Origin of the sequence: Asticcacaulis sp. (assembly GCF_051956075.1) — a bacterium.
Classification (GTDB): Bacteria; Pseudomonadota; Alphaproteobacteria; order Caulobacterales; family Caulobacteraceae; genus Asticcacaulis.
The window spans coordinates 1-24,243 of record NZ_JBQCGA010000031.1 but is presented as its reverse complement, the minus strand read 5'-3'; the positions used below and the strand labels follow the sequence as shown (position 1 = coordinate 24,243).

Genomic DNA, 24,243 nt, shown 5'->3' with positions numbered 1-24,243 from the left:
AATCATTGATACCGCTCACATTTTCGGCGGCGCGCCGCTTCAGGTCGCGCCGCCGGTCACGTTTTGACAACAATGATAAAAACGATGTGATTGCAGCGCTCGAAAATACCGGCTCTGCGATAAATTCTTTCGCAATGCCGGACACGTTCCGTAACACTCCGTTAACTGCGTCCTTGTCAAATAAGCGCCTGTGTCGAGTTCCGGTCCAAAAGGGGCGATAAGTCGTGTTTTTCAGATTAAGGCCATATCTGCCAACAGCTCTGATTACCCTTGTCCTGACCTATGTATGCGTTCAGTATCTGACAGGCGACAAAGGTTTTTTCTCTCAGGAACTGCGCGATAAACAGCTCGTTCTTAAAGAGCAGCAATTGGCGCAACTCAAAACAGAGCGCGAAGATTTGGAAGCGCGCGCCAAATACCTGCGTACGGATCATCTTTCCAAAGATTTACTTCAGGAGCGCGCCCGCATGTTGCTGGGGCTTTCCGAGCCCGGCGCCTATGTGATCCGCGATCCTTCGCCGCAAAGCGGCAATTCCTGACCCTTTTTAAGCCCTTTACGCGAAGGCGGTCCTCTCCTAAAGGAAACCTGCCTTCGCTGGCGCGTGCGCAAACGCCGCCGCGATTCCCGAAGTCATAAGATGAGGACCGCCCGTTCAGGGCTGCCGCAATATTCACTGTAGGAGGTGTCCATGGCGCGTGCCGCCGCTACCGAGACCAGCAAGAAGGGCGGCGATACCAGCCGTCGCAACGTCTCCAAAGACGAACTTCTGAAATATTACCGCGAAATGGTGCTGATCCGCCGCTTTGAGGAGCGCGCGGGCCAGCTTTACGGCATGGGCCTGATCGGCGGCTTCTGCCATCTCTATATCGGTCAGGAAGCGGTCGCCGTCGGCATGTACGCCGCCTCCGAAAAGGGCGACCAGGTCATCACCGGCTATCGCGACCATGGCCACATGCTGGCCGCCGGCATGGACCCCAAGGCCGTCATGGCCGAGCTGACCGGCCGTTCGGGCGGCTCGTCCAAGGGCAAGGGCGGCTCGATGCACATGTTCGACATCGAGGCCGGCTTCTTCGGCGGTCACGGTATTGTCGGCGCACAGGTCTCGCTGGGCACGGGCCTCGGTTTCGCCGACTGGTACCGCAATAACGGCAATGTCTCCTACACCTATTTCGGCGACGGCGCGGCCAATCAGGGCCAGGTCTATGAAAGCTTCAACATGGCTCAGCTCTGGAAGCTGCCGGTCGTGTATGTGATCGAGAACAACGAATACGCCATGGGCACGGCCCTGGCCCGCGCCTCGGCGACGACCGAGCTTTATCAGCGCGGCCTCAGCTTCGGCATTCCGGGCGAGCAGGTGGACGGCATGGACGTGTTCGCCGTCAAGGCCGCCGCCGAAAAGGCCTCCGAACATGCGCGCTCCGGCAAGGGGCCGTACATCCTCGAAATGAAGACCTACCGCTATCGCGGCCACTCCATGTCCGACCCGGCCAAGTACCGTTCGAAAGAAGAGGTCGATGAGGTCAAGACGAAGCGCGATCCGATCGAGCATATCAAGACCATGCTGCAACAGGCGGGCGTCGCCGAGGACGAGATCAAGGCCCTCGACACCGAGGTCAAGGCGATTGTGATGGAAGCGGTCAGCTTCGCGCAGGAAAGCCCGGAGCCCGATCCGTCCGAACTCTACACCGAAGTCTATCTTGAGGCGTAATCTTCCATGACCGATATTCTTATGCCCGCGCTTTCCCCGACCATGGAGGAAGGCACCCTTAGCAAGTGGCTGATCAAGGAAGGCGACGAGGTTTCCGCCGGCCAGGTGATCGCCGAGATCGAAACCGACAAGGCGACGATGGAAGTCGAAGCCGTCGATGAAGGCAAGGTCGAGGCCATTCTCGTCCCCGCCGGAACCGAAAACGTCAAGGTCAATACGCCGATCGCGCGTCTGGAAGGCGGGGCGGCAAGCGCCGCCGGGCAAACCGCGCCCGCGCCCGCTGCGGCGGCTGCGCCCGAAACCAAAACAGAAGAAGCGCCTGCGCCCGCCGCCGCGCCGGTCTCCCAACCGAAGGCCGACCCGGAGTTTCCGGAAGGTACGCCGATGGTCAAGATAACGGTGCGCGACGCGCTGCGCGACGCGATGGCCGAGGAAATGCGCAAGGACGACAAGGTCTTCCTGATGGGCGAGGAAGTCGCTCAGTATCAGGGCGCCTATAAGGTGTCGCGCGACCTGTTGCAGGAGTTCGGCGACCGCCGCGTCATCGACACCCCGATCACCGAAATGGGCTTCGCCGGCATCGGCGCGGGCGCCGCCATGGCGGGCCTGAAACCCATTGTCGAGTTCATGACCTTCAATTTCGCTATGCAAGCGATCGACCAGATCATCAACTCGTCGGCCAAGACGCTCTATATGTCGGGCGGCCAGATCAAGTCGTCCATCGTCTATCGCGGCCCGAACGGCGCCGCCGCCCGCGTCGCGGCGCAGCACAGTCAGGATTATTCGTCATGGTACGCGCATGTGCCGGGCCTCAAGGTGATCGCGCCCTATGACGCGGCTGACGCCAAGGGCCTGCTGAAAGCCGCCATCCGCGATCCGAACCCGATCGTCTTCCTCGAGCACGAGCTGATGTACGGCATCGAGTTCGAGATTCCCGACGTGGAAGACTTCGTGCTGCCGATCGGCAAGGCCAAGATCCAGCGTCCCGGCAAGGATGTGACCATCACCGCCCATTCGCGCATGGTCGGCTTTGCTCTGGAAGCGGCGGAAAAGCTGGCCGCCGAGGGCATCGACGCCGAGGTCATCAACCTGCGCACCCTGCGTCCGCTCGACACCGACACGATTGTCGAATCGGTGCGTAAGACCAACCGTCTGGTGACGGTGGAAGAGGGCTGGGGCCCGTGCGGCATCGGCGCCGAAATCGCCGCCAAGGTGACCGAGCTGGCCTTTGACGACCTCGATGCGCCGCCTGCGCGCGTGCATCAGGAAGACGTGCCCATGCCCTACGCCGCCAATCTCGAAGCCCTCGCGGTTCCGAGCGTCGATAAGATCGTCAAGGCCGTCAAGGCCGTGACCTACAAGTAAAGAGGCAAGCCCATGACAGATATTCTGATGCCGGCCCTCTCGCCGACCATGGAAGAGGGCACGCTGGCCAAGTGGCACGTCAAGGTCGGGGACGAAGTCTCCGCCGGTCAGGTGATCGCCGAGATCGAGACCGACAAGGCCACCATGGAGGTCGAGGCCGTCGATGAAGGCGTGGTCGAGGAGATCCTCGTTCCCGCCGGGACCGAGAACGTCAAGGTCAACGCGCCCATCGCCCGTCTGAAGGGCGAGGGCGGGGCCGCGCCCGCGCCTGCGCCTGCGCCCAAGGCGGCGGAAGCCCCTAAGGCGGAAGCGCCGAAAGAGGCGCCCAAGCCCGCCGCCGCTCCGGCGCCTGTGCCCGTCGCCGCGTCTGCGCCTTCCGGCGCGCGCATCGCCGCGTCGCCGCTGGCGCGCCGTCTGGCCGGGATGCACAATCTCGACCTCAAGGCCATTACCGGTTCCGGTCCGCGCGGGCGTATCATCAAGCGCGACGTGGACGCCGCTTTAGCGGGCGGTGGGGCCAAGGCCGCGCCTGCCGCTGGCGCTGGCGCAGAGCCGCGCAAGGTGCAATCGCTGGAGCAGATGGGCATTCCCGCCGGTTCCTACGACCTCGTGCCGCTGGACGGCATGCGTAAGGTCATTGCGCGCCGCATGACCGAATCGTTCCGCGACATTCCGCACTTCCCGCTCACCGTCGATATCGAACTCGACAACCTGCTGGCGGCGCGCGCCAAGATCAACACCGCGCTGGAATCGCGCGGCGTCAAGGTGTCGGTCAATGACATGATCATCAAGGCGGTGGCGCTTGCGCTCAAGGCCGTGCCGGAGGCCAACGCCTCCTATACACCCGAAGGCATCGCCCTGCACCATCACGCCGATGTCGCTGTGGCCGTGGCCATTGACGGCGGCCTGATCACCCCGATCGTGCGCAAGGCCGAGACCAAGTCGCTGGCCGAAATCTCGTCGGAGATGAAGGATCTGGCCCAGCGCGCGCGCGACCGCAAGCTGAAGCCGGAGGAATTCCAGGGCGGCACGTTCAGCGTGTCCAACCTTGGCATGTTCGGCATCAAGACCTTCACTTCGATCCTGAACGAGCCGCAGGGCTGCATCATGTCGGTCGGCGCAGGCGAACAGCGTCCGGTCGTCAAGAACGGTCAACTGGCCGTCGCGACCGTCATGTCGGTGACCCTGACCTGCGACCACCGTGTCGTGGACGGTTCGATCGGCGCAAAATTCATCAGCGCGTTCAAGCCGCTGATCGAAGACCCGATTAAAATGTTGGCCTAAGGAGCAGACACATGACCTATGATCTCGTTGTGATCGGCTCCGGTCCCGGCGGCTATGAAGGCGCGATCCGCGCCAGCCAGAACGGACTGAAAGTCGCCATTGTCGAGCGTGAGCTTCTGGGCGGCATCTGCCTGAACTGGGGCTGTATCCCGACCAAGGCGCTGCTCAAGTCGGCGGAAGTGTTCGACAAGATCAACCATCTTGGCGATTACGGCCTGACCGGCGAAAAGCCCGGCTTTGACTTCGACAAGGTGGTGGCGCGGTCGCGCGCCGTCGCCAAGCAGTTGAACGGCGGCGTCGGCTATCTGATGAAGAAGAACAAGATCGACGTGATCGAGGGCTTCGCGACCCTGTCGCCCGGTAAAGACGCGCCGAAGGTCACCGTCAAGCTCAATAAGGGCGGCGAACAGGTGGTCGAGGCGAAGAACGTCATGCTGGCGGTCGGGGCGCGGGCGCGCGAAATCCCGGCCATCGGCGCGGTGGCGGACGGCGAAGCGATCTGGACCTATCGTAACGCTTTGACGCCGAAGAAGATTCCCAAGTCGCTGGTCGTTATCGGTTCGGGCGCCATCGGCATCGAGTTTGCCTCCTTCTACCGCTCGCTCGGCGCGGACGTGACGGTGATCGAGGCGCTGGACCGCATCCTGCCGGTCGAGGACAAGGAAGTCTCCGCCGAAGCGCACAAGGCGTTCGAAAAGCGCGGCATCAAGTTCCGCGTCGGCGCGAAAGTCACCAAGGTCGAGAAGGCCGGGGCGGGCGTCAAAGTGTCGGTCGAGGCGGGCGGCAAATCTGAGGTGCTGGAGGCCGAGGGCTGCATCGTGGCGGTTGGTATCGTCGCCAATACGGACGGCATCGGGCTCGACAAGCTTGGCGTCGAAATGGATCGCGGCCACGTCAAGAACGACGCGCACGGCAAGACCAATGTGAAGGGCCTCTACGCCATCGGCGATTGCGCCGGACCGCCGTGGCTGGCGCACAAGGCGTCGCACGAGGCCGTCCACGCCGCCGACTATATGGCGGGCAAGAAGGGCTCGAACCTCAATCCGCCGATTCCGGGCTGCACCTATGCGACGCCCGAAGTCGCCAGCGTCGGCATTACCGAGCAGGGCGCGAAGGAAAAGGGCATCGACGTCAAGATCGGCCGCTTCCCGTTCAAGGCCAATGGCAAGGCCATTGCGGCGGGCGAGCCGGGCGGCTTCGTGAAGGTGATCTTCGACAAGACAACCGGCGCGCTGATCGGCGCGCACATGATCGGCGCCAATGTCACCGAAATGATCCAGGGCTTCTGCCTGGCCATGACGATGGAGGCGACCGAAGAAGACCTGCAAGGCACGATCTTCCCGCACCCGACCATGTCAGAAGCCATTCTCGAAGCGTCGCTGGACGCGGACGGGAAGATGATCAACCTGTAAGAGGGTCGGTTTGAACATTCAGGCCGCGCTGTTTTGCGACAGCGCGGCCTTTTTGTATGGCGAATTTATGGGCGACAGGCGTTTAATATCTGCCGGGGGCTTCAAGAGCAGGAGCCAATCATGCCCAAACAATCCGAAGGTCAGCGCGATACGATGGCGCGCGTCATGCATGAATATAAGCATGGCGAGCTGGAAACCTCGACCGGCAAAAAGGTCAAAAGCCGCAAGCAGGCGGTCGCTATCGGCATGCATGAATCCGGGTCGAGTAGCACGGAAAGCAAGTCCGAGAACAAGCGTAACTACGCTCACACCAAATCCAAGGAACGGCGTGGCGAGACCGCGCAGCAGGAGAAGGAAGGGCATATGCATCACAGCCGCTAGGCGGGCGTGTAGTCCCTTTTCACCGTCTCGACCTGCCGCGACCAGAGCGCCTCCTGCTGGCCGAGCCAGGTCTTGAGGTCGGCCATCGGTTGCGGGCGCAGCGCATAGACGCGCACGCGCGCATCGCGGCTGAGCGGCGCCTCAATGATCATGCCGAGTTGACGCAGGATGCGTAAGTGACGGCTCAGGGCGGCGGCGGACAGGCCGGTTTCGCGCGCCAGTTCGCCCGCCGACAGGGGTTGTTGACACAGGCGCTCGATCACCGTGCGGCGCGCCGGATCGGCGAGGGCGGCGAGAATCTGATCGAGCGCAGGCGTCATCGGCGTTTTATTCCAGAAAGATAGAAATTATAACATTCAGAAATATCACGAAAAATTCTCATAAATTCCTAATTTTGTGAATAATTTCCATCAACATTAATAGTTAACATTATAATTAACTATTTGATCCAAGTCAAACCTTACGCCGCGCGCGCGTCCAGTTCCGCCATTTTTTGCAAGGTGACATAATCGGTCTTGCCGGAACCGAGAACCGGCACGGCGTCGATCTTGAGCAGGCGCTTTGGCAGGGCCAGGGCGGGCGTGCCGTGCGCCTTGGCCCAGCGCGCGATCTCGGTCAGATCAGCGTCGTCGCGGTCGGTGATCAGCACCAGACGCTCGCCCTTCCTGCCGTCGGAAATGGCGACGACGGCGTGGCGGCTGTCGGGCCAGATCTCCTCGGCGATGCGCTCAACGGCGGTCAGCGAGATCATCTCGCCCGCGATCTTGGCGAAGCGTTTGGCGCGGCCCAGAATGCGGATGAAGCCCTCTTCGTCGATATGCACGATGTCGCCGGTGTCGTGCCAGCCGTCGCTCGGTTTTTCCAGCACATAGGGGCTGTCGATATTGATATAGCCCGCCATGACGTTCGGCCCCTTGACCCAGAGGCGACCGCCGACGGGGATGCCTTCGACCGGCTCAAGACGCGCCTCAATGCCCGGCAGCAGCGCGCCGACCGTGCCGAAATGGTTGTCGTCGGGATAGTTGACCGCGATCACCGGCGAACATTCGGTGACGCCATAGCCTTCGAGAATGGGGATGCCGCCGAACTCCCTGGCGAAGAGGTTGTGCGTCTCGTCCCGCACCTTTTCGGCGCCGCAGACGATGAATTCCAGCGATTTGAAATCCTCCGGCGCGCCGGCGCGCGCATACTGATTGAGGAAGGTGTCGGTTGAGAACAATAGCGACGATTGCGTCTCGCGCAGCAGGTCGGGGATCTGTTTGACGTGCAGGGGCGACGGATACTGGAAGCTGCGCAGACCCGCCAGCAGGGGCAGGACGATGCCGCCGGTCAGGCCCAGCGAATGGAAGATGGGCAGCGGGTTGAAGATGCGCCATTCCGGCTTGAGCGCGATATGGGCCTCGATCTGGCGCGTATTGGCGACCAGATTGGCTTGAGTCAGCACCACGCCGCGCGGGCTGCCGAAACTGCCGGAGGTGAACAGGATGACGCCCGCGTCTTCGGGGCGCGCCTTATGCGCGAACAGGGCTGGCGCCTTGGCGGCGGCGAGGCCGTAAAGCTTGTCGGCCAGGCCGACCTCCTTGCGGACCTCATCGAGATAGATGATGCGCACATAGTGCGACATGGCCTCGGCGAGGTCTTCGAGCTTGGCCTGTTCGATGAAGCGGCGCGCGGTGATCACGGTCTTGACCTGCGCGGTCTGGATCGCGGCGCGGATATTGGCCTGACCGGCGGTGAAGTTGATCATCACCGGCGTCTTGCCGAGCGCGTGCAGGCCATAAAAGCTGACCGCGCCGCCTACCGAGGTCGGCAGCATCAGGCCGATGCGCGGCTCGTCCTTCAGATAGCGCTTGAACAGGCGCGACAGGGCGAAAACGCCTGTCAGGAACAACCCGTAGGACAGGGGCTTGCGGTCCTGATCCTCGATAATGATCTTGTTGGCGCCGAAACGCTTTTGCGCTTCGGCAAGGGCCTGAAACAGCGATGTGTTATAGTCGTCAGGCCGCAGTTCGCGCTTGCTGCGCTGGCTCATGGTCTTCGTCGCTCCCCGGCGGACCGGGCCGGGGGCCATCGCCGCCGATCCGCGCATCGCGCCATATGTTCGCCGCCGTCATCCTCGGACCGGTCGGCCATAGGGCGGCGATCATAGACGAACTGCCCCTTACGTCAAAGGACAAGATCGACGCCGATTAGCGCTCAGCGAGGATGACGATGCGGTCTTCGCTGGCGCTCGGCGCGGGCAGGGCGCTGGCCTTGGCGGCGGGAAGGGCGCGGGCGGCGGGGCTGGCCGGAGGCGCAGGCGGCGCTGGCGCAGCGACCTTCGGGGCGGCAGGCGCGGGCGGGATGGCGGGAACCGTCAAGGCAATATCGGGGGGCGAGGCCGGACGGGCAGGCTGCGGAGCAGGCGGCATTGGCGGCGTTGGCGGCGCGACCTCGGCCAGCGGGGCGGGCGTTTCCGGCGCCGAGGGGGGAACATCATACTGGATCACCCACCTATAGGTCTTGACCTTGGCGGCTTCAGCCTTGGCGCGGCGGATTTCGACCTGGCTCTTTTTCATCTCGACGCGCACCTGGGCGGCGATCTTGTCGGCGTCGATGCTGGCGACGGCGGTTTTCGCGGCTTCGATCTGCGCCTTGACGGCCTCGCTGCGGGCTTGCTGCGCGATGGCGTCCGGGTCAATATCAATATCTATATGTCCGGCGGCGATCTGTTGATCACGCTCGGACTGCGCCGCGCGACGCGCTTCGGCCGCGATTTTATCGGCGTCGATCTGGATTTTGAAACTGGCCTTGGCGGCGAGGACAGCCTGACGCGCCTGCTCTGCGACCGCATCCGCGTCGATCACGTCCTTCGCGTCGATCTCAACGTCTTTCACAGCGGTTGGCGGGCAGTCTTTGGAGTCCCTGGTGGCGTCTTTGATCTTCTCCTTAGGCTGGGACTCCTTAGGCTGGGGCGCCAGATTTTCCGCCGTGCGGGCGACGGTCTGCGCCACCGGCGGGGCGAAGGCGGCCAGCAAAGCGACGGCCAGCGGCAGGGCCAGCACGGCCCCGGCGGCGCGCAACAGGCGCGAGGAGGACGGATGCTCGCCCGTCTCTTCATCGAGCATGCGGGCGATGCGCCAGAACAGATTGCGGCGGTGGCCGTTGAGCGCCATCGCCAGACTCGGGGCCAGCCGCGGCGCCGCAGGGGCGGCCTGACGGCGGCCTTCCTCCAGTTGCAGCAGGGCGGTGGCGTACACCAGCGGGTCGCGGCAGGCCAGAAGCGCCGCGTCGTCGCAGATCAGCTCGCGCTGTTCGCGCAGGCGACCGCCCAGCCACCAGACGGCGGGATGGAAGAAGAACAGGATTTCGACGAGGCTCTGCGCCAGATTCCACGCATAGTCGCGGCGCAGCACGTGCTCAAGCTCATGCGACAGCACGGCGTCAAGCTGGGCGGGCGTCAGCATGGTCACCGCCGACAAGGGCAGATAGACGACCGAGCGCAGCACGCCGGTGACGAACGGGCCGTCGATGCGCGGATGCAGGCGCAAAGCGACCTTTCCCGTAAGACCGAGCGTGGCGGCCATCGCCTCGAAGCGTCGGGTCAGGGCCGGATCGGCGGGCAGGGCGGCGCGCGGCAGGCGGGCGATGAACCACAGGCCGCCAATCAGGCGCAAGGACAGGACGACGACGCCCAGGGCCCAGGCCAGGTCGAGCCAGGGCGTCAGTTGCGTGAGGATTTGCGGCGCCATAACGGGCGTTGCGAGGGCGGCGGATGTCGGCATTGGCGTGTTCGCCAGACGGACCTCTTCATAGACAAAGGTGGCGAGCGCCAGAGCCAGAACCGTCATCATGGCGGCGAGGCCGAGGCGGTAGCGCGCGCGGTCGCTGAGCCGCGTCAGGCAAAGCTCACACAGACGGTAAAGGGCGGCGACAAGCAGGGCCTGCCAGCCGACATGCAGCAGGGTCAGTCCCAAGGCGGTCAGATGCGTGTTCATGATGTGCCTCGCTTGCGCTCGATCAGCGCCTTGATGCGTTCGAGATCGTCGTCGCTGGCCGAATCGAGCGACAGGGCGTGCATGGCCAGCATGGCGGTGGAGCCGGAGAACAATTTGTCGCTGAGGTCGCGCAGCAACTGGCCCTGCATGTCGCTTTCGCGCATGGCGGCCTGATAGAGATGCGCCTTACCCGCCTCGCGCCGCGTGACCAGACCCTTTTCGGTCATGATCTGCATCAGTTTCAGCACAGTCGTATAGCCGGTCTGGCGCGTTGCGTTCAGCGCATCATGCACGTCGCGGACGCTGGCCTCGCCCTGCGCCCACAGGACGCGCAGGATGTCGAGTTCGGCTTCGGTCGGTTTACGGGCGGGGTTGATCTGGGTCATGGCGGAAATCTACGAACGATTTCGTAATGAGTCAACGAAGAATTTCGTAGATGGCGATCAGCCCTTGAAAGCGCCGAGCCATTCCGCGCCGAATGCCGCTTCGCCCTGACTGGCGCGCATCTGGCAATTGGCGACATGCGCGCACAGGGATTTGGCGGCGCGCATCTGTGCTGCGTCGGCCGTCTGAGGCTCAAAAAGCCAGACCGGCGCGTCCTTGCCTGACAGGCTGAGGCGAGGCGCGTTAAGCGCCGCGAACGCCTTGCCCATCTCCTTGCGCCAGCGTTCGCTTTTCATGCGCAAGCGAAGATCGGGATTCTGCATCTGCCAGCCCTGCGCTATGCCGCCCCAATAGCCGGGCAGGGCGTCCTCGCGATGCCAGAGGCCGCCGGGCGCGATGGCGCCGCCCAGATAGGGATTGAAGGCCGCGAAACCCGCATAGGCCGGGCCTTTCAGGTCTTTGGCGAGGGTCAGGGCTTCGATGGCGCTATAGCCGCTGCCGATCACGTAGAGCGGTCTTTGCGGCGTCGGGTGGATCACGTCGCGGATCAGGCCTGTCGCGGCTTTTTCGGCGTCGTGACGATCGGGCGTGTGGATGGTGTTGCCTTGCAGCAGATAGCGACCGGCGCCGCCTTGCCCCGGCGGCTCGAACAGCCAGACGCCATAGCCTGCGGCCAGAAGCTGGCGCGTCAGCTCGAAATAGGTTTCCGCCGGATAGTCGGCGTCGGCCAGGATCAGCACTTCGGCGTGGGGATTGAGCGGCGGCGAGGCGACGCCGTAGCGCGCTTCGGGCAGATCGCCCGCGCGATAGCCCGCCCAGACAAAGCCATCCGGCGGGTAGTATTGCGGCGCAAGGCCGGACGGTATCTGGCTGTCGAGAAAGGCCTGCCCCGGCTGGCGCTCGCGCTGGCCATGCGAACAGCCCCCCAGACTTAGGGCGGCGAGAACCAGTGCGGAAATGACAGCGCAGCGCATGACGGGAACTTACGGCAGATTCCATCACAAGCCTACGCCCAACTGGCGTAAAAGGTTGCCGATTGTGACTTGATCTTGACGGGCAAAAAGACCAATTAGGCCAAGGGCGATCTGCGCCCGTCATCAAAGCGTCATCATGGTTACTGTCATCAATCGCATCGGCGGCGACTCCGCCGGACAGCGCGAACTGCGTCACCCTGAAAAGCAGAAGCGTCCCGATTCGCCGATCCTGAAAAAGCCGGACTGGCTGCGCGTCAAGGCGCCGGGCTCGGCGGGTTATAACGAGACGCGCGGCATTGTGCGCGACGCCAAGCTGGTGACGGTGTGCGAAGAGGCGGCCTGTCCGAACATCGGCGAATGCTGGTCGAAGAACCACGCCACCATCATGATCATGGGCGACACCTGCACGCGCGCCTGCGCCTTTTGCAACGTCAAGACCGGTCTGCCCGACGCATTGGACGCCGACGAACCGCGCCGCGTCGGCGAGACGGTGGCGCTAATGAAGCTGTCGCACGTCGTCATCACCTCGGTGGACCGCGACGATCTTCAGGACGGCGGCGCGCACCATTTTGCCGAGGTGGTGCGTCAGATTCGCGCGCAATCGCCCAAGACCACTATTGAAATCCTGACGCCGGACTTTTTGCGCAAAGACGGCGCGGCGGAGATCGTCATCGACGCCAAACCCGACGTGTTCAACCACAATCTGGAGACCGTGCCGCGCAACTATCTGAAAATCCGCCCCGGCGCACGTTATTACCATTCGCTTCGCCTGCTGGAGCGCGTCAAGGAGCGCGATCCGCAGCAGTTCACCAAGTCGGGCATCATGGTCGGCCTTGGCGAATCGCGCGAGGAGGTCATGCAGGTCATGGACGACATGCGCTCGGCGGGCGTCGATTTCATCACCATCGGCCAGTATCTGCAACCGACACGCAAGCACGCCGCTATCGACCGCTTCGTCACGCCGGACGAGTTCAAGGCCTATGAATCCATCGCGCGCGCCAAGGGCTTTCTGATGGTGTCGTCCTCGCCGCTGACGCGCTCATCGCACCATGCGGGCGAGGATTTCGAGCGCCTGCGCACGGCCAGAAATGCCCTCAGAGCCGCCAAAGGCTGACACTTGACGACGTTTCGCCTGGAGCGCCATCTGCCTTACGACGCCGATCAGTTGTTCGAGCTGGTCGGCGATGTCGAGCGCTATCCGGAATTTATCCCGTGGATCACGCGGTTGCGCGCCTACAATCGTGACGCGGGGGCGTCGGGCGAAAGCCGTTTCGACGCCGATGTCGGCGTGGGCTTTCGCATGTTGTCGGAGACGTTTTCGACGCGCATTGTGCGCGACCCGGTTCAGCGCACCGTCGATATCGCCCTGATCAAGGGGCCGTTTCGCAAGCTGAAAGGCCACTGGCGGTTCACGCCGGACGAGAATGGCACGCAGATTGGCTTCGATATGGAACTGGATATCCGCAACCCGATCCTCAACGCCCTGTTCAAGGCCAATTTCAATCTGGCGGTGTCGAAGCTGATGAAATGCTTTGAGGATCGCGCAGCCTTGAAGCTCAAGCCGGTGCAAACCTGATGGCGAGCAGGTCGAGGACGCCTTTCAGCGCGTGTTCGACGCTTTTTTCGCGGATCTTGTCGCGGCTAAGTTCGCCGAAATCCATGCGCTGCGCCACGGTGACGATCTCGTCCTCCGGGTCGCGATAGGACAGGCCGAAACAGACCGTGCCGACGGGTTTCTCCGTCGTGCCGCCGCCGGGACCGGCGACGCCGGTGATGCTGACGCAGATATGGGCGCCTGACGTCTTGAGGCCGCCCTCGGCCATGCTGGCCGCGACCTCGATGCTGACGGCGCCGCGGCTTTGCAGCAGATATTCCGGCACGCCGACCAGATCGGTCTTGGCGGCGTTGGCGTAGGTGACGAAGCCATAGCCGAACACGTCCGACGATCCCGCAATACTGGTGATGGCGCCGGACAACAGGCCGCCGGTGCAGCTTTCAACCGTGGCGATGGTTTTTCCATGCGCGCGTAGCTCATCCACCACCTGCTTCGCTAACCTGTTGATCGCCAAATTCGCCCCTCCGGCAGGACACAAAAAAGGCGCGGATCGAAATCCGCGCCTCGATTTTTTTACTTCGTGCCTTCAAACAACGGCGCGTCGAGGCGCTCATTGGCGAAGTCCCAGTTGACCAGCTTGTCGAGGAAGGTCTCGATGAATTTCGGGCGCAGGTTCTGGTAGTCGAGATAGTAGGCGTGCTCCCAGACGTCGATGGTCAGCAGCGGCTTGTCGCCCTTGGTGAACGGGTTTTCGCCGTTCGGCGTCTTGACGACTTTCAGCTTGCCGTCTTCGCCAAGCACGAGCCAAGCCCAGCCCGAACCGAACTGGGTGGCGCCCGCCGTCTTGAACTGCTCGACAAAGGCGTCGAAGGAGCCGAAATCGGCGTTGATCTTGTCGGCGATCTTGCCGGTGGCCGCGCCGCCGCCGTTCGGCTTCATCGAATGCCAGAAGAAGGTGTGGTTCCACACCTGGGCGGCGTTGTTGAACACGCCGGGATTCTTGCCTTCCGACGCCTTGACGATCTCGACCAGCGACTTGCCTTCGAACTCGCTGCCCGGCAGCGCCTTGTTCAGATTATCGACATAGGCCTTGTGGTGCTTGGCGTGGTGGAAGCTGAAGGTGTTGGCCGACATATAGGGCTCAAGCGCATCGGCGGCATAGGGAAGGGGGGGCAGTTCGAATGTCATGACAGACCTCTCAGCAGCGGATTGAAAAAATTACGGGAACCTTGCTGATATATGGGGCTGCCCCAGGCAATGCAAGGCGGAAACTTGCGTTTTTATGGCGCCCGATTACCATAAAAATTCAATGGGTTTTACGCTTCAAAGTTCAATTGCACACACAGCCGACGCGGCCAGACCTTCGCCGCGACCGGCAAAGCCCATGCCTTCGGTCGTGGTCGCCTTGACAGAGACGCGGTCAAGATCGAGCGTCAGGATTTCGGCGACGCGGCGGCGCATCGCCTCGCGATGGGGTTTGATCTTGGGCCGCTCGCAGATCAGGGTGACATCGACATTGAGGATGCGCCCGCCGCGCTGAGCGATCAGCTCCGCGGCGTGACGCAGGAAGCGGTCGGACGACACGCCCCTCCATTGCGGGTCGCTGGGTGGGAAATGGTCGCCGATATCGCCGAGCGCCGCCGCGCCGAGCAGGGCGTCGGTCAGGGCGTGCAGGCCCGCATCGGCGTCGGAATGGCCGATCAGGGTCTGATCGTGCGGAATTTCGACGCCGCACAGCCAGACGCTGTCGCCATCGCCCCAGCGATGCGCGTCGAAACCCTGGCCGGTGCGGATGTCTTTCACGTCGATCTCCTTGAGAATCAGGGCTTCGAGCAGGGCGAAGTCTTCGGGATAGGTCAGTTTGTGCAGGCGCATATCGCCGGGAACGAGCGCGACCGCGATTCCGGCCTCGCCCGCCACCATCGCCTCGTCCGTGGCGGCGCGGTCTGCGGGCCAGGCGGCGTAAGCGGCCTGGATATCGCCATAGCGGAAGGCCTGCGGGGTCTGGGCGCGCCACAGATTGTCGCGTGACGGGGTGTCGGTGATGACGGCGTCCGCGCCGAATTTCAGCGTATCGGTGACGGGCAGGGCGAGGATGGCGGCGCGGTGCTGCGTAAGGCTTTGCAAGAGGTTGCGGATATGGCTTGTCGTCAGCAAGGGACGTGCGGCGTCGTGGATCATGACGATCTCGTCGGCTTCCGCCGTCAGGGCGGTCAGGCCATTGACGACCGACGCCGCGCGGTCGGCGCCGCCCGCGACGATCTGCGCGCGATCGCCATAGGCGTCCTCGGCGCGCGCGATGTCGTCAGCCGGAACAACGACGACGATCTGCGTTGCGCCCGCCGCCGCGAAGGCTTCGACAGACCAGTCCAGCACGGCGCGACCGCCCAGAGGCGCCCACTGTTTCCTGCCGCCGGAGCGGCTGCCGGACCCGCCGGCGACGATAAGGGCGTGAAAGATCATGGACGCTGTTTAGCGCGAAACCGGGACGCTGCAATGCCGAAATCTTCGCCGTTCTTGTTGTGAGCTTTTTTGACCACGAAAGACACGAAAACGATGCGCGAAGCGCATCAACACGAAAATGAAACTCAATGAAGCCGTCACTAATGAGCCATCGCCTTTTCGTGGCGCTGGCCTTTGGCCAGCGTTTCGTGTGTTTCGTGGTCAACCTACCTCGTCGGACTCGCCTGTCTCATTCCCGTTAGCCATCCGCCTGCAAATCCTGTATGAGCGCGGCGATGAGCGCAAAAACCTTGCAGATTGGAGACGTGATCCTTCCGGGACGGGTGCTGATCGCGCCGATGACCGGCGTGTCGGACCTGCCGTTCCGGCGCATGGCGCACAAGCTGGGGGCGCCCTATGCGGCGACCGAGATGGTGGCCTGCGCCGAGATGCAGACCGGCCGCGCCGATGTGGCGCGCAAGGCGCAGTTGGGCGATCATGATGGGCTGAAGATCATCCAGCTTGTCGGACGCGACCCGCAGCACATTGCGCGCGGCGCGCGGCTGGCCGAGGAGATGGGCGCGGATCTTGTCGATCTCAACTTCGGCTGTCCGGCCAAGGAGGTCACCGGTGTGCTGTGCGGCTCGGCCCTGATGCGCGATCTCGATCAGGCCGAACGGATTATCACGGCGGCGCTGACCGCCACATCGCGACCGGTGACGGTCAAGATGCGGCTGGGCTGGGATGACCACAATCGTAACTGCGCCGAGCTGGCGCAGCGGGCGGAAAGCCTCGGCGTCAAGGCGATCACCGTGCATGGCCGCACCCGTCAGCAATTCTATAAGGGCGAGGCCGACTGGCGCGCCGTGGCGCAGGTTAAGCAGGCCGTCGCCATTCCGGTCATCGTCAATGGCGATATTGTCGATCTGGACAGCGCCAGGGACGCGCTGACGCAATCCGGGGCGGACGGCGTGATGATCGGACGCGGAATCTATGGCCGCCCGTGGTTCGCGGACGCGCTGAATACGGCGCTTAATGACAATGCGCCCTTATGCGAACCGGAGGCGGCGGACCGCGCTGATCTGCTGGTCGAACATATGCAGGCCAGTCTGGACTTTTACGGCGCGCCGCTGGGACTGCGCATGTTCAAGAAGCATCTGGGCAGCTATATCGAAGCCTCGCCGCATCACCCCGACCCGCTAGTCCGCCGTCAGGACAAGGGGCGGCTGTGTCGTCTCGACGATCCGGCGCAGATCGAAACCGAGGTGCGCGCCTTGATGCGGTAAAATTGCCGCTTATGCGCAACATTGCTGTTGATTTTCGGACACAGTAGTGCGCAAATGCCACGCACTTTAACGGTCTTCAAGGGCGCAAGTGAAGGAAACCACGGCAAAACGGCGCTGGCGCCTGTGGCTCTCACGCAATCTCCGCAGCATTCGGGCGGCGGGGCTGCAAAAGCTGCTGCTCGGCGCGGGCTATGGCGCCGCCATCCTGACCACCGCCTTCGTCATGTGGCTGATCGTCGCCGCGCCGGGAACCGGACCGATCAGTCAGGTCGGCGACTATCTGCTCATCCTGATCTGCCTGAATCTTGTTCTGCTGCTGAGCCTTCTGTCGGTCGTGGTCATGCGCGTGGTGCGCATCGCCAGGGCGCGCGGCGCCGACGCCGGAGCACGGCTCCACCTGCGCTTCGTCTTCTTGTTTTCGATCGCGGCGGTGGCGCCGGCCATTATCGTGGCCCTGTCCTTCGGTCTGCTGAATCGCGGCATCGACACCTGGTTCTCCGACCGGGTGAAGACGACGGTGGAGAACGGCGCCGTTATCGCCCAGACCTATCTCGACGCCCAGCACGACACCTCGTCCAAGGCGCTGACCCATCTGCAACAGCTTGTCGAAAGCCCGGATGCGCGCAAGCTGTTTCCCGACCGGCTGGCCTTTTCCATCGCTCTGAAAAACGCCTTTATCGAACGCGGCGACCTCGACGCGGTCTATATCGTCGATTCATCGGGTCAGGTGCTGGCCCGCGCCGAAGGCGAGAATGCGCCGCCCTATATGGCGCCGCCCGCCGAGGCCATAGCCGACGCCAGGGCCAAGGGCGCGGTCGGCTTCACCGCGCCCGACGCCGAGCGCATTCTGGCGCCGCTGCAAAATTATAATGGCGCCATCCTCTATGGCCTGAAGACCTGGCCGCCAGGCATTCTGGAAAAGCTGAAATCCTCCAGCCAGGCCGTTACCGACTACAAGGGCACGATCAAGAGCAAGGGCCGCGCCCAGACCATCTTTTCGCTGGCCTATGTCGAGGCGGTGCTGCTGGTGCTGATCGGCGCCATCTGGGGCGGGGCGTCGGCGGCGGAGAGCATCGCGGTGCCGGTCGCGCGCCTCGTGCAGGCGGCGGGCAAGGTCGCGACGGGCGATCTCAATGCGCGCGTTTCGACCGCGCATCAGTCTGAAGACATCGCGGTGCTGTCACGCGCTTTCAACCACATGACCTCCGACCTGCAAAGCCAGCAGGCGGCGCTGAAATCGGCGGGCGAGGAGGCCGAGAGCCGCCGCCGCTTCATCGAAACCGTCTTGTCGGAAATCAGCGCGGGCATTGTCGGGCTCGACGTGCTGGAGCATGTCTCGGCCATCAACCGCCACGCCGCCAACTTCCTCAATGTCAGCGCCGAAGACGCGCTGGGGCGCAAGATACGCGACATCGCGCCGGAAATCGCCGAACTGCTCGACAAGGTCAGCATGCACCGCGTCGAGGAGCAGGAGGTCGATCTGGTCCGGCAGGGTGAGACGCGGCGCGTGCGCGTGCGCGCCTCGGCGCTGGAGACCGGCGGCGCCGTGCTGACCTTTGACGACATCACCCGTCTGATCGCCGCCCAGCGCAACGCCGCCTGGAAAGACGTGGCGCGGCGCATCGCGCATGAGATCAAGAACCCGCTGACGCCCATCCAGTTGTCCGCCGAGCGTCTGCGCCGCAAATATCGCGGTCAGATCGAGACCGACGGCGACACCTTCGACCGGCTGACCGACACGATTGTGCGTCAGGTCGGCGATATTGGCCGCATGGTCGATGAATTTTCCTCGTTCGCGCGCATGCCGGCGCCGAATTTCGCCGAGGAAGAGGCAGCCGAACTGGTGCGCGCCTGCGTGTTTTCGCAGCGCGTGGCGCGACCCGATATTGCGATAGCGATCATCGAGCCCCTGCCGGAAGTGCGCGTGGTCTGCGATGGCCGCATGTTGTCGCAGGCGCTGGGCAATGTGCTGAAAAACGGCGGTGAGGCGATTTCGTCGCGACTGTTGCGCGACGGCGCGGCGGAGACCGGCGGCGATCAGGTGGTCGGCCATCTACGCGTCGAGATGCGGTTGGATGGCGGCGAACTGGTGATCGAGGTCGAGGACGACGGGGTGGGCCTGCCGGAAAAGGACCGCGACCGGCTGACCGAGCCCTATGTGACGACGCGGGAAAAAGGCACGGGCCTGGGTCTGGCGATTGTAAAGCGTATTTTAGAGGATCACGGCGGCGAGTTCTATCTCACCGACGCGGTTGTTTTAAGCGGCGCGCGGGCTGTCCTGCGTCTGCCGCGCCAGCAGCAGGCCGGACACGCGCCGTCGGCTGCGCAAGGCTCCGACAGTGGGCCGCCTAAAATGATGAGGGTCTGATGAAAGTATCGTCTGGCGTTGATATTCTGGTCGTGGACGACGAGGCCGATATTCGCGAACTGATCGCGGGCATCCTTGAGGACGAAGGCTATGCGGTGCGCACGGCCGCCGACTCCAATGCGGCCCTGCGCGCGATCAAGGCGCGCAAGCCGTCCTTATGCGTGCTCGACATCTGGATGCAGGGCGGCGGGCTGGACGGGCTGGAGCTGCTCAGCGTGATCCACGAGCTTGATCCCGATATTCCGGCGATCATGATCTCCGGTCACGGCACGATCGAAACGGCGGTTAGCGCAATCAAGAAGGGCGCGTTCGATTTTATCGAAAAGCCATTCAAGACCGAGCGGCTGATCATGGTGGTGCAGCGCGCGCTCGAAATCACCAATCTGCGTCGTGAAAACCGCCGTCTGCGTTCTCAGGCGGTCGTGCCGGACGGTCTGGTCGGCAATTCGGCGGCGGCGCAGTTGCTGCGCTCGACCATCGCCAAGGTGGCGCCCGCCAATTCGCGCATCATGATCTCTGGTCCCGCCGGTTCCGGCAAGGAACTGGTCGCGCGCATGATCCATGAGGCCAGCCCGCGCGCCAAGTGTGAGTTCGTGCCGATCTCGGCGGCGGGCATGACGCCTGAGCGGCTCGACATCGAACTGTTCGGTGAGGAAGGCGAGGGCGGACGTCCGCGCAAGATCGGCGTGTTCGAGCGCGCGCATGGCGGCACCCTGTTTCTCGACGAGGTGGCCGACATGCCGCCGGAAAGCCAGAGCCGCATCCTGCGCGTGCTGGTCGAGCAGCGCTTTACCCGCGTTGGCGGCGCGCAGGACGTGCAGGTCGATGTGCGGGTGATCTCCTCGACCTCCAAAGACCTGCCCGCTGAAATCTCCGCCGGACGGTTCCGCGAAGACCTGTTCCATCGCCTGAACGTGGTGCCGGTGCGCGTGCCGGGCCTGTCGGAGCGGCGCGGCGACATCGCCGAACTGGTCACCTATTTCATTGAGCGCATCAGCGCGGCGCAGGGCCTGCCCAAACGCACCCTGTCCGAGGATGCCATGGCGACGCTTCAGGTGCATGAATGGCCGGGCAATGTCCGCCAGTTGCGCAACAATATCGAGCGCCTGCTGATCCTCGCCTCCGGCAATCCTTCCGACCCGATCACCGCCGAAATGCTGCCGTCCGAGGTGGTGGAATCGGCTGTCGCGGGCGCAATTCGGCCTGAGCGCATCATCGCCCTGCCGCTGCGCGACGCGCGCGAAGTGTTCGAACGTGAATATCTGTCGTCGCAGATCGTGCGCTTCGGCGGCAATATTTCGCGCACCGCCAACTTCATCGGCATGGAGCGCTCGGCCCTGCACCGCAAGCTGAAATCTCTGGGTCTGGCGCATATCCGCGGCGATGAGGACGAGCTATAAGATGTCGCGCATCGCCTATGTGAACGGCGCCTATGTGCGCAGCGACGAGGCCGGGGTATCGATCAATGATCGCGGCTATCTGTTCGCCGACGCGGTCTATGAGGTCTGGTCGGTGTTCGACGGACGGCTGGCGGACGCAGAGGGCCATCTCAACCGGTTGGACAGAAGCCTCAAAGAGTTGCAGATTATGCAACCCATGACGCGTGCGGCCTTGCTGAACGTGCTGAACGAGGTCATACGCCGCAATCGCATCAACGAAGGCATGGTCTATTTGCAGATCAGCCGGGGCGTGGCGCCGCGCGATCACGTCTTTCCGTCGCACACGCCGCCCAGTCTGGTGATCACGGCGCGTCCGGTGGACCGCGACGCGGCGGCGCGCAAGGCCGAGGCGGGTATTCGCGCCATCAGCGCGCCGGACATCCGCTGGGGGCGCTGCGATATCAAGACGGTGGGCCTGTTGCCGAACGTGCTGGCCAAGCAGGCGGCGCGCGAACGCGGCGCGGGCGAGGTGATCTTCGTCGATCAGGACGGCTATGTCACCGAAGGCGGCTCAACCAATGTCTATATGGTCACGCGCGACGGCGTGGTCAAAACCCGCCCGCTCAACGCCAATATCCTGCCCGGCGTGACACGGCTCAACCTGCTGCCCATCATCCACAACAGCGACCTCTCCTTACGCGAAGAAGCCTTTACGCTGGACGAGGCCAAGGCCGCCGCCGAGGTGTTCGTAACCGCCGCAACCAGCCTTGTGCTGCCGGTCGTCGCCATTGATGACCACAGGATCGGAACCGGCGCGCCGGGGCCGGTGGCGCTGAGTTTACGGGAAGCCTATATCGATCAGGCGCGTCGGACGGCGGGTTCGTAAAATAATTTTACCGCCATGAGGTTGAAAAAGGGCTGAGTCATGCCCTAATGTCGCTATGTGTGTGGAGAATATCCTGTTCTCCAATGTCAACGAGAAGGGCCTGACAATGTCCCACGAAAAGAAACAAAACCTGCAAGACACCTTTCTGAACAGTGTCCGCAAAACCAAAACACCCCTGACCATCTTCCTGATCAATGGCGTCAAGCTGCAGGGCATTGTGAGTTGGTTCGACAATTTCTGCGTGCTGCTGCGCCGCGATGGCCAGTCGCAACTGGTCTATAAGCACGCGATCTCGACCATCATGCCCGCCGCGCCGGTGCAACTGTACGAACAAGAAGACGACAGTGAGGACTGACCTTCGTTTAGAAGGGCCTTCTTTTGAAGGGATTCCGAATTGAGTGACCGTTTTCACGACCACGCGCCCGAAATCGTGCGCGCGGTCGTTGTCGATCCCGATATCGACCTGCGTTCCCGCGACGCGGACGCGCCCGCCGCGCGTCTGCATGAGGAGTCGCGTCTGGAAGAAGCGACGGGTCTGGCCCTGGCGCTCGATCTCGACGTGGTCGGCGGCGTAACGCTGCGCGTGCGCAAGATCCATCCCGCCACCCTGTTCGGTCAGGGCAAGGTCGAGGAGATTCGCGCCCTGTGCCAATCGCATGAGGCGTCGCTGTGCGTCGTCAACGGCGCGCTGACGCCGGTGCAGCAGCGCAATCTGGAAAAGGCGCTGGAGATCAAGGTCATCGACCGCACCGGCCTGATCCTGGAAATCTTCGGGCGGCGCGCGCGCACCCGCGAGGGCAAGCTTCAGGTCGAACTTGCGCGGCTCGATTACGAGCGCTCGCGCCTCGTGCGCACCTGGACCCACCTGGAGCGGCAGCGCGCCAGCGGCACGACCGGCGGTCCCGGCGAAACCCAGATCGAACTCGACCGCCGCATGATCGCCGACAAGATCAAGCAGTTGAAGACCGAACTGGACGAGGTGCGCCGCACGCGCGCCCTGCACCGCTCGGCGCGCAAAAAGGTTCCGTACCCGATCGTCGCTTTGGTCGGCTACACCAATGCCGGCAAATCGACCCTGTTCAACCGGCTGACGCGCGCCGAGGTGCTGGCCAAGGATCTGTTGTTCGCCACGCTGGACACCACCTTGCGCAGCCTCAAACTGCCGAACGGGCGCTCGGCCATTCTGTCCGATACGGTCGGCTTCATCTCCGACCTGCCGCACGAACTGGTCGCGGCCTTCCGCGCCACGCTGGAGGAGGTCGAAGAAGCCGATCTGATCCTGCACGTCCGCGACGTCTCCAACCCGGAAACCGAAGCGCAGAAACAGGACGTCGAACAAGTCTTGGGCCAGATCCTGCCCGATCTCGACCGCTCACGCCTCATCGAGGTGTGGAACAAGATCGACCTGCTGAGTGAAGACGACCGTGAGACCCTCTATGCGCGGGCGGCGACGACGCGCGGCGATAACCGCCCCATCGCCGTCTCCGCCGTCTCCGGGGAAGGCCTGCCGCGCCTGCTGGAGACCATCGCCACCCTGGTCGATGCGCAGGGCGAGGAGATTGACCTCGTGCTGGAGCCGCATCAGGGCGACCGGCTGGCCTTTTTGTATCAGCACGGCCGCGTCACCGGACGCCATGACGACGAACAGGGCCGCATCCACCTGCGCGTCCGCCTCAGCGACCAGGCCTACGGACGGTTTGAGCGGTTGAACGCTTAAGCTCTTGACGAGTCGCGCGACAAGGCGCATAGCGTTGCACAGATAGTTAGACGCCTAATCATTAGTCGCTTTACGATGTCGCCGGAAGAACGCTTTTCACATGCCCTGCACAACACCGCCCGTCTTTGGCGCGCGGCGCTGGATCGACGCATGAAAGATCTGGGCATTTCGCAATCGGGCTGGCTGGCCGTCGCCTATATCGCCAAGGCGGAAGCGCCTCTGTCGCAAAGCGAACTGGCCGCCCTATTGTCGGTCGAGGCCGCCACCGTGGTGTCGACCGTCGATAAGCTGGAGAAGGCGGGCCTTGTGTCGCGCGTGGTCTGCGAAAGCGATCGGCGCGTCAAGCATCTCGAACTGACCGAGGCCGGGCAGGGCGTTTATCGCAAGGTGCGCGGCAAGGCCGATGAGATGCGCAGCCAGCTCCTCAGCGGCATAGCGCCGGACAAATTGGCTATGACGACCGATATACTCGAAAAATTACAGTTGCTTATAGAGAATTCCTGATGAGCGGCGCTTCCGCACCCACCGATAACGCCCATCGCGCCGATATCAACCGCCCCATGATCACCATCGCGATCATGCTGGCGACCCTGATCGTGTCGATCGACGGCACCATCGCCAATGTCGCCCTGCCGCACATGCAGGGTTCGCTGAATGCGTCGCAGGACCAGATCACCTGGGTGCTGACCTCATTCATCGTCGCCACCGCCATCGCCACGCCGGTGACTGGCTGGCTGTCCGACCGTTTCGGCTCCAAACAGGTGTTTCTGGCTTCTGTACTGGGCTTCACCGTCGCCTCCATGTTGTGCGGCGTCGCAGGTTCGCTGATGGAGATCGTCGGGGCGCGCCTGTTGCAGGGCCTGTTCGGGGCCGCCCTGGTGCCGTTATCGCAATCGACCCTGCTCGACATCAATCCGCGCGAAAAGCACGGCTCGGCGATGGCGGTCTGGGGTATGGGCGTCATGGTCGGCCCCATTGTCGGACCGACTCTTGGCGGCTGGCTGACCGACGCCTATGACTGGCGCTGGTGCTTCTTCATCAATGTGCCGATCGGCGCGGCGGCCTTTCTTGGCGTGCTGAAATTCATCCCGCATCAGGTCGCCAGGCGTTCGATCCGGTTTGAC

24 protein-coding genes are annotated in these 24,243 nt (G+C 63.3%); 16 read left to right on the top strand and 8 right to left on the bottom strand.

Going from position 1 to position 24,243, the window contains the following annotated elements; all coding sequences use genetic code 11:
- The first annotated feature begins 224 nt into the window (after positions 1–224).
- From ACTHLA_RS08270 to ACTHLA_RS08245, 6 genes are all read left to right on the top strand, one after another.
- Entirely contained in the window at positions 225–539 is a 315-nt protein-coding gene (locus tag ACTHLA_RS08270) for an FtsB family cell division protein (protein WP_440187195.1), read from the top strand.
- Between the two features lie 150 nt (positions 540–689).
- Positions 690–1,709 (top strand): pyruvate dehydrogenase (acetyl-transferring) E1 component subunit alpha, encoded by a 1,020-nt coding sequence (pdhA, locus tag ACTHLA_RS08265; RefSeq protein WP_440187192.1) that lies wholly within the window; start codon positions 690–692, stop codon positions 1,707–1,709.
- 6 nt (positions 1,710–1,715) lie between these two features.
- Positions 1,716–3,074, top strand: coding sequence for a pyruvate dehydrogenase complex E1 component subunit beta (locus tag ACTHLA_RS08260; RefSeq protein WP_440187189.1), 1,359 nt, complete (start codon positions 1,716–1,718; stop codon positions 3,072–3,074).
- Positions 3,075–3,086: 12 nt separating this feature from the next.
- Positions 3,087–4,358: a pyruvate dehydrogenase complex dihydrolipoamide acetyltransferase gene (locus ACTHLA_RS08255; protein WP_440187186.1), complete on the top strand. Its 1,272-nt coding sequence runs from the start codon at positions 3,087–3,089 to the stop codon at positions 4,356–4,358.
- Between the two features lie 11 nt (positions 4,359–4,369).
- Entirely contained in the window at positions 4,370–5,770 is a 1,401-nt protein-coding gene (lpdA, locus tag ACTHLA_RS08250; RefSeq protein WP_440187183.1) for a dihydrolipoyl dehydrogenase, read from the top strand.
- A 120-nt stretch (positions 5,771–5,890) separates the two neighbouring features.
- Positions 5,891–6,151, top strand: a complete 261-nt coding sequence (locus ACTHLA_RS08245; RefSeq protein ID WP_440187180.1) for a DUF6496 domain-containing protein — start codon at positions 5,891–5,893, stop codon at positions 6,149–6,151.
- Here the strand turns inward: ACTHLA_RS08245 and ACTHLA_RS08240 are convergent.
- The 5 genes from ACTHLA_RS08240 to ACTHLA_RS08220 form a co-directional block, all read right to left on the bottom strand.
- The gene (locus tag ACTHLA_RS08240; RefSeq protein ID WP_440187177.1) at positions 6,148–6,471 is read right to left on the bottom strand and encodes an ArsR/SmtB family transcription factor; all 324 of its coding nucleotides are present in this window, start codon (positions 6,469–6,471) and stop codon (positions 6,148–6,150) included. The genes ACTHLA_RS08245 and ACTHLA_RS08240 overlap by 4 nt on opposite strands.
- Positions 6,472–6,611: 140 nt before the next feature.
- Positions 6,612–8,183: an AMP-binding protein gene (locus ACTHLA_RS08235; protein ID WP_440187174.1), complete on the bottom strand. Its 1,572-nt coding sequence runs from the start codon at positions 8,181–8,183 to the stop codon at positions 6,612–6,614.
- 157 nt (positions 8,184–8,340) lie between these two features.
- Positions 8,341–10,128, bottom strand: coding sequence for a M56 family metallopeptidase (locus ACTHLA_RS08230; protein WP_440187171.1), 1,788 nt, complete (start codon positions 10,126–10,128; stop codon positions 8,341–8,343).
- On the bottom strand, positions 10,125–10,514 hold the full coding sequence (locus tag ACTHLA_RS08225) for a BlaI/MecI/CopY family transcriptional regulator (RefSeq protein ID WP_440187168.1): 390 nt from the start codon (positions 10,512–10,514) through the stop codon (positions 10,125–10,127). The genes ACTHLA_RS08230 and ACTHLA_RS08225 overlap by 4 nt, the downstream gene beginning before the upstream one ends.
- Positions 10,515–10,571: 57 nt before the next feature.
- Positions 10,572–11,486 carry a hypothetical protein gene (locus tag ACTHLA_RS08220; RefSeq protein ID WP_440187165.1) on the bottom strand — a complete coding sequence of 305 codons (915 nt, stop codon included), beginning with the start codon at positions 11,484–11,486 and terminating at the stop codon, positions 10,572–10,574.
- A 136-nt stretch (positions 11,487–11,622) separates the two neighbouring features.
- Here ACTHLA_RS08220 and lipA point away from each other — a divergent pair, with 136 nt between their 5' ends.
- The gene (gene lipA, locus ACTHLA_RS08215; protein ID WP_440187162.1) at positions 11,623–12,600 is read left to right on the top strand and encodes a lipoyl synthase; all 978 of its coding nucleotides are present in this window, start codon (positions 11,623–11,625) and stop codon (positions 12,598–12,600) included.
- 3 nt (positions 12,601–12,603) lie between these two features.
- A complete protein-coding gene (locus ACTHLA_RS08210; protein ID WP_440187160.1) occupies positions 12,604–13,062 on the top strand; it encodes a type II toxin-antitoxin system RatA family toxin in 459 nt (152 codons plus the stop codon).
- Here the strand turns inward: ACTHLA_RS08210 and ACTHLA_RS08205 are convergent.
- The 3 genes from ACTHLA_RS08205 to ACTHLA_RS08195 form a co-directional block, all read right to left on the bottom strand.
- Positions 13,043–13,555, bottom strand: a complete 513-nt coding sequence (locus ACTHLA_RS08205) for a CinA family protein (RefSeq protein ID WP_440187157.1) — start codon at positions 13,553–13,555, stop codon at positions 13,043–13,045. The genes ACTHLA_RS08210 and ACTHLA_RS08205 overlap by 20 nt on opposite strands.
- A 59-nt stretch (positions 13,556–13,614) precedes the next feature.
- Positions 13,615–14,229, bottom strand: coding sequence for a superoxide dismutase (locus ACTHLA_RS08200; protein WP_440187154.1), 615 nt, complete (start codon positions 14,227–14,229; stop codon positions 13,615–13,617).
- Between the two features lie 135 nt (positions 14,230–14,364).
- A complete protein-coding gene (locus ACTHLA_RS08195; protein WP_440187151.1) occupies positions 14,365–15,504 on the bottom strand; it encodes a bifunctional 2-C-methyl-D-erythritol 4-phosphate cytidylyltransferase/2-C-methyl-D-erythritol 2,4-cyclodiphosphate synthase in 1,140 nt (379 codons plus the stop codon).
- A gap of 275 nt (positions 15,505–15,779) precedes the next feature.
- Here ACTHLA_RS08195 and dusB point away from each other — a divergent pair, with 275 nt between their 5' ends.
- The 8 genes from dusB to ACTHLA_RS08155 form a co-directional block, all read left to right on the top strand.
- Positions 15,780–16,769, top strand: a complete 990-nt coding sequence (dusB, locus tag ACTHLA_RS08190; protein ID WP_440187148.1) for a tRNA dihydrouridine synthase DusB — start codon at positions 15,780–15,782, stop codon at positions 16,767–16,769.
- Between the two features lie 88 nt (positions 16,770–16,857).
- A complete protein-coding gene (locus tag ACTHLA_RS08185; protein WP_440187145.1) occupies positions 16,858–19,137 on the top strand; it encodes an ATP-binding protein in 2,280 nt (759 codons plus the stop codon).
- A complete protein-coding gene (gene ntrX / locus ACTHLA_RS08180; protein WP_440187142.1) occupies positions 19,137–20,537 on the top strand; it encodes a nitrogen assimilation response regulator NtrX in 1,401 nt (466 codons plus the stop codon). Before ACTHLA_RS08185 ends, ntrX begins: the two co-directional genes overlap by 1 nt.
- Position 20,538: 1 nt before the next feature.
- A complete protein-coding gene (locus ACTHLA_RS08175) occupies positions 20,539–21,402 on the top strand; it encodes a D-amino-acid transaminase (protein ID WP_440187139.1) in 864 nt (287 codons plus the stop codon).
- A gap of 106 nt (positions 21,403–21,508) precedes the next feature.
- Positions 21,509–21,757, top strand: coding sequence for an RNA chaperone Hfq (gene hfq, locus ACTHLA_RS08170; protein ID WP_440187137.1), 249 nt, complete (start codon positions 21,509–21,511; stop codon positions 21,755–21,757).
- 39 nt (positions 21,758–21,796) lie between these two features.
- Positions 21,797–23,119, top strand: a complete 1,323-nt coding sequence (gene hflX / locus ACTHLA_RS08165) for a GTPase HflX (RefSeq protein WP_440187134.1) — start codon at positions 21,797–21,799, stop codon at positions 23,117–23,119.
- Between the two features lie 150 nt (positions 23,120–23,269).
- A complete protein-coding gene (locus tag ACTHLA_RS08160) occupies positions 23,270–23,623 on the top strand; it encodes a MarR family winged helix-turn-helix transcriptional regulator (RefSeq protein WP_440187131.1) in 354 nt (117 codons plus the stop codon).
- A partial coding sequence (locus ACTHLA_RS08155) for a DHA2 family efflux MFS transporter permease subunit (RefSeq protein ID WP_440187128.1) occupies positions 23,623–24,243 on the top strand: 621 nt, incomplete at its 3' end. The genes ACTHLA_RS08160 and ACTHLA_RS08155, both read left to right, overlap by 1 nt.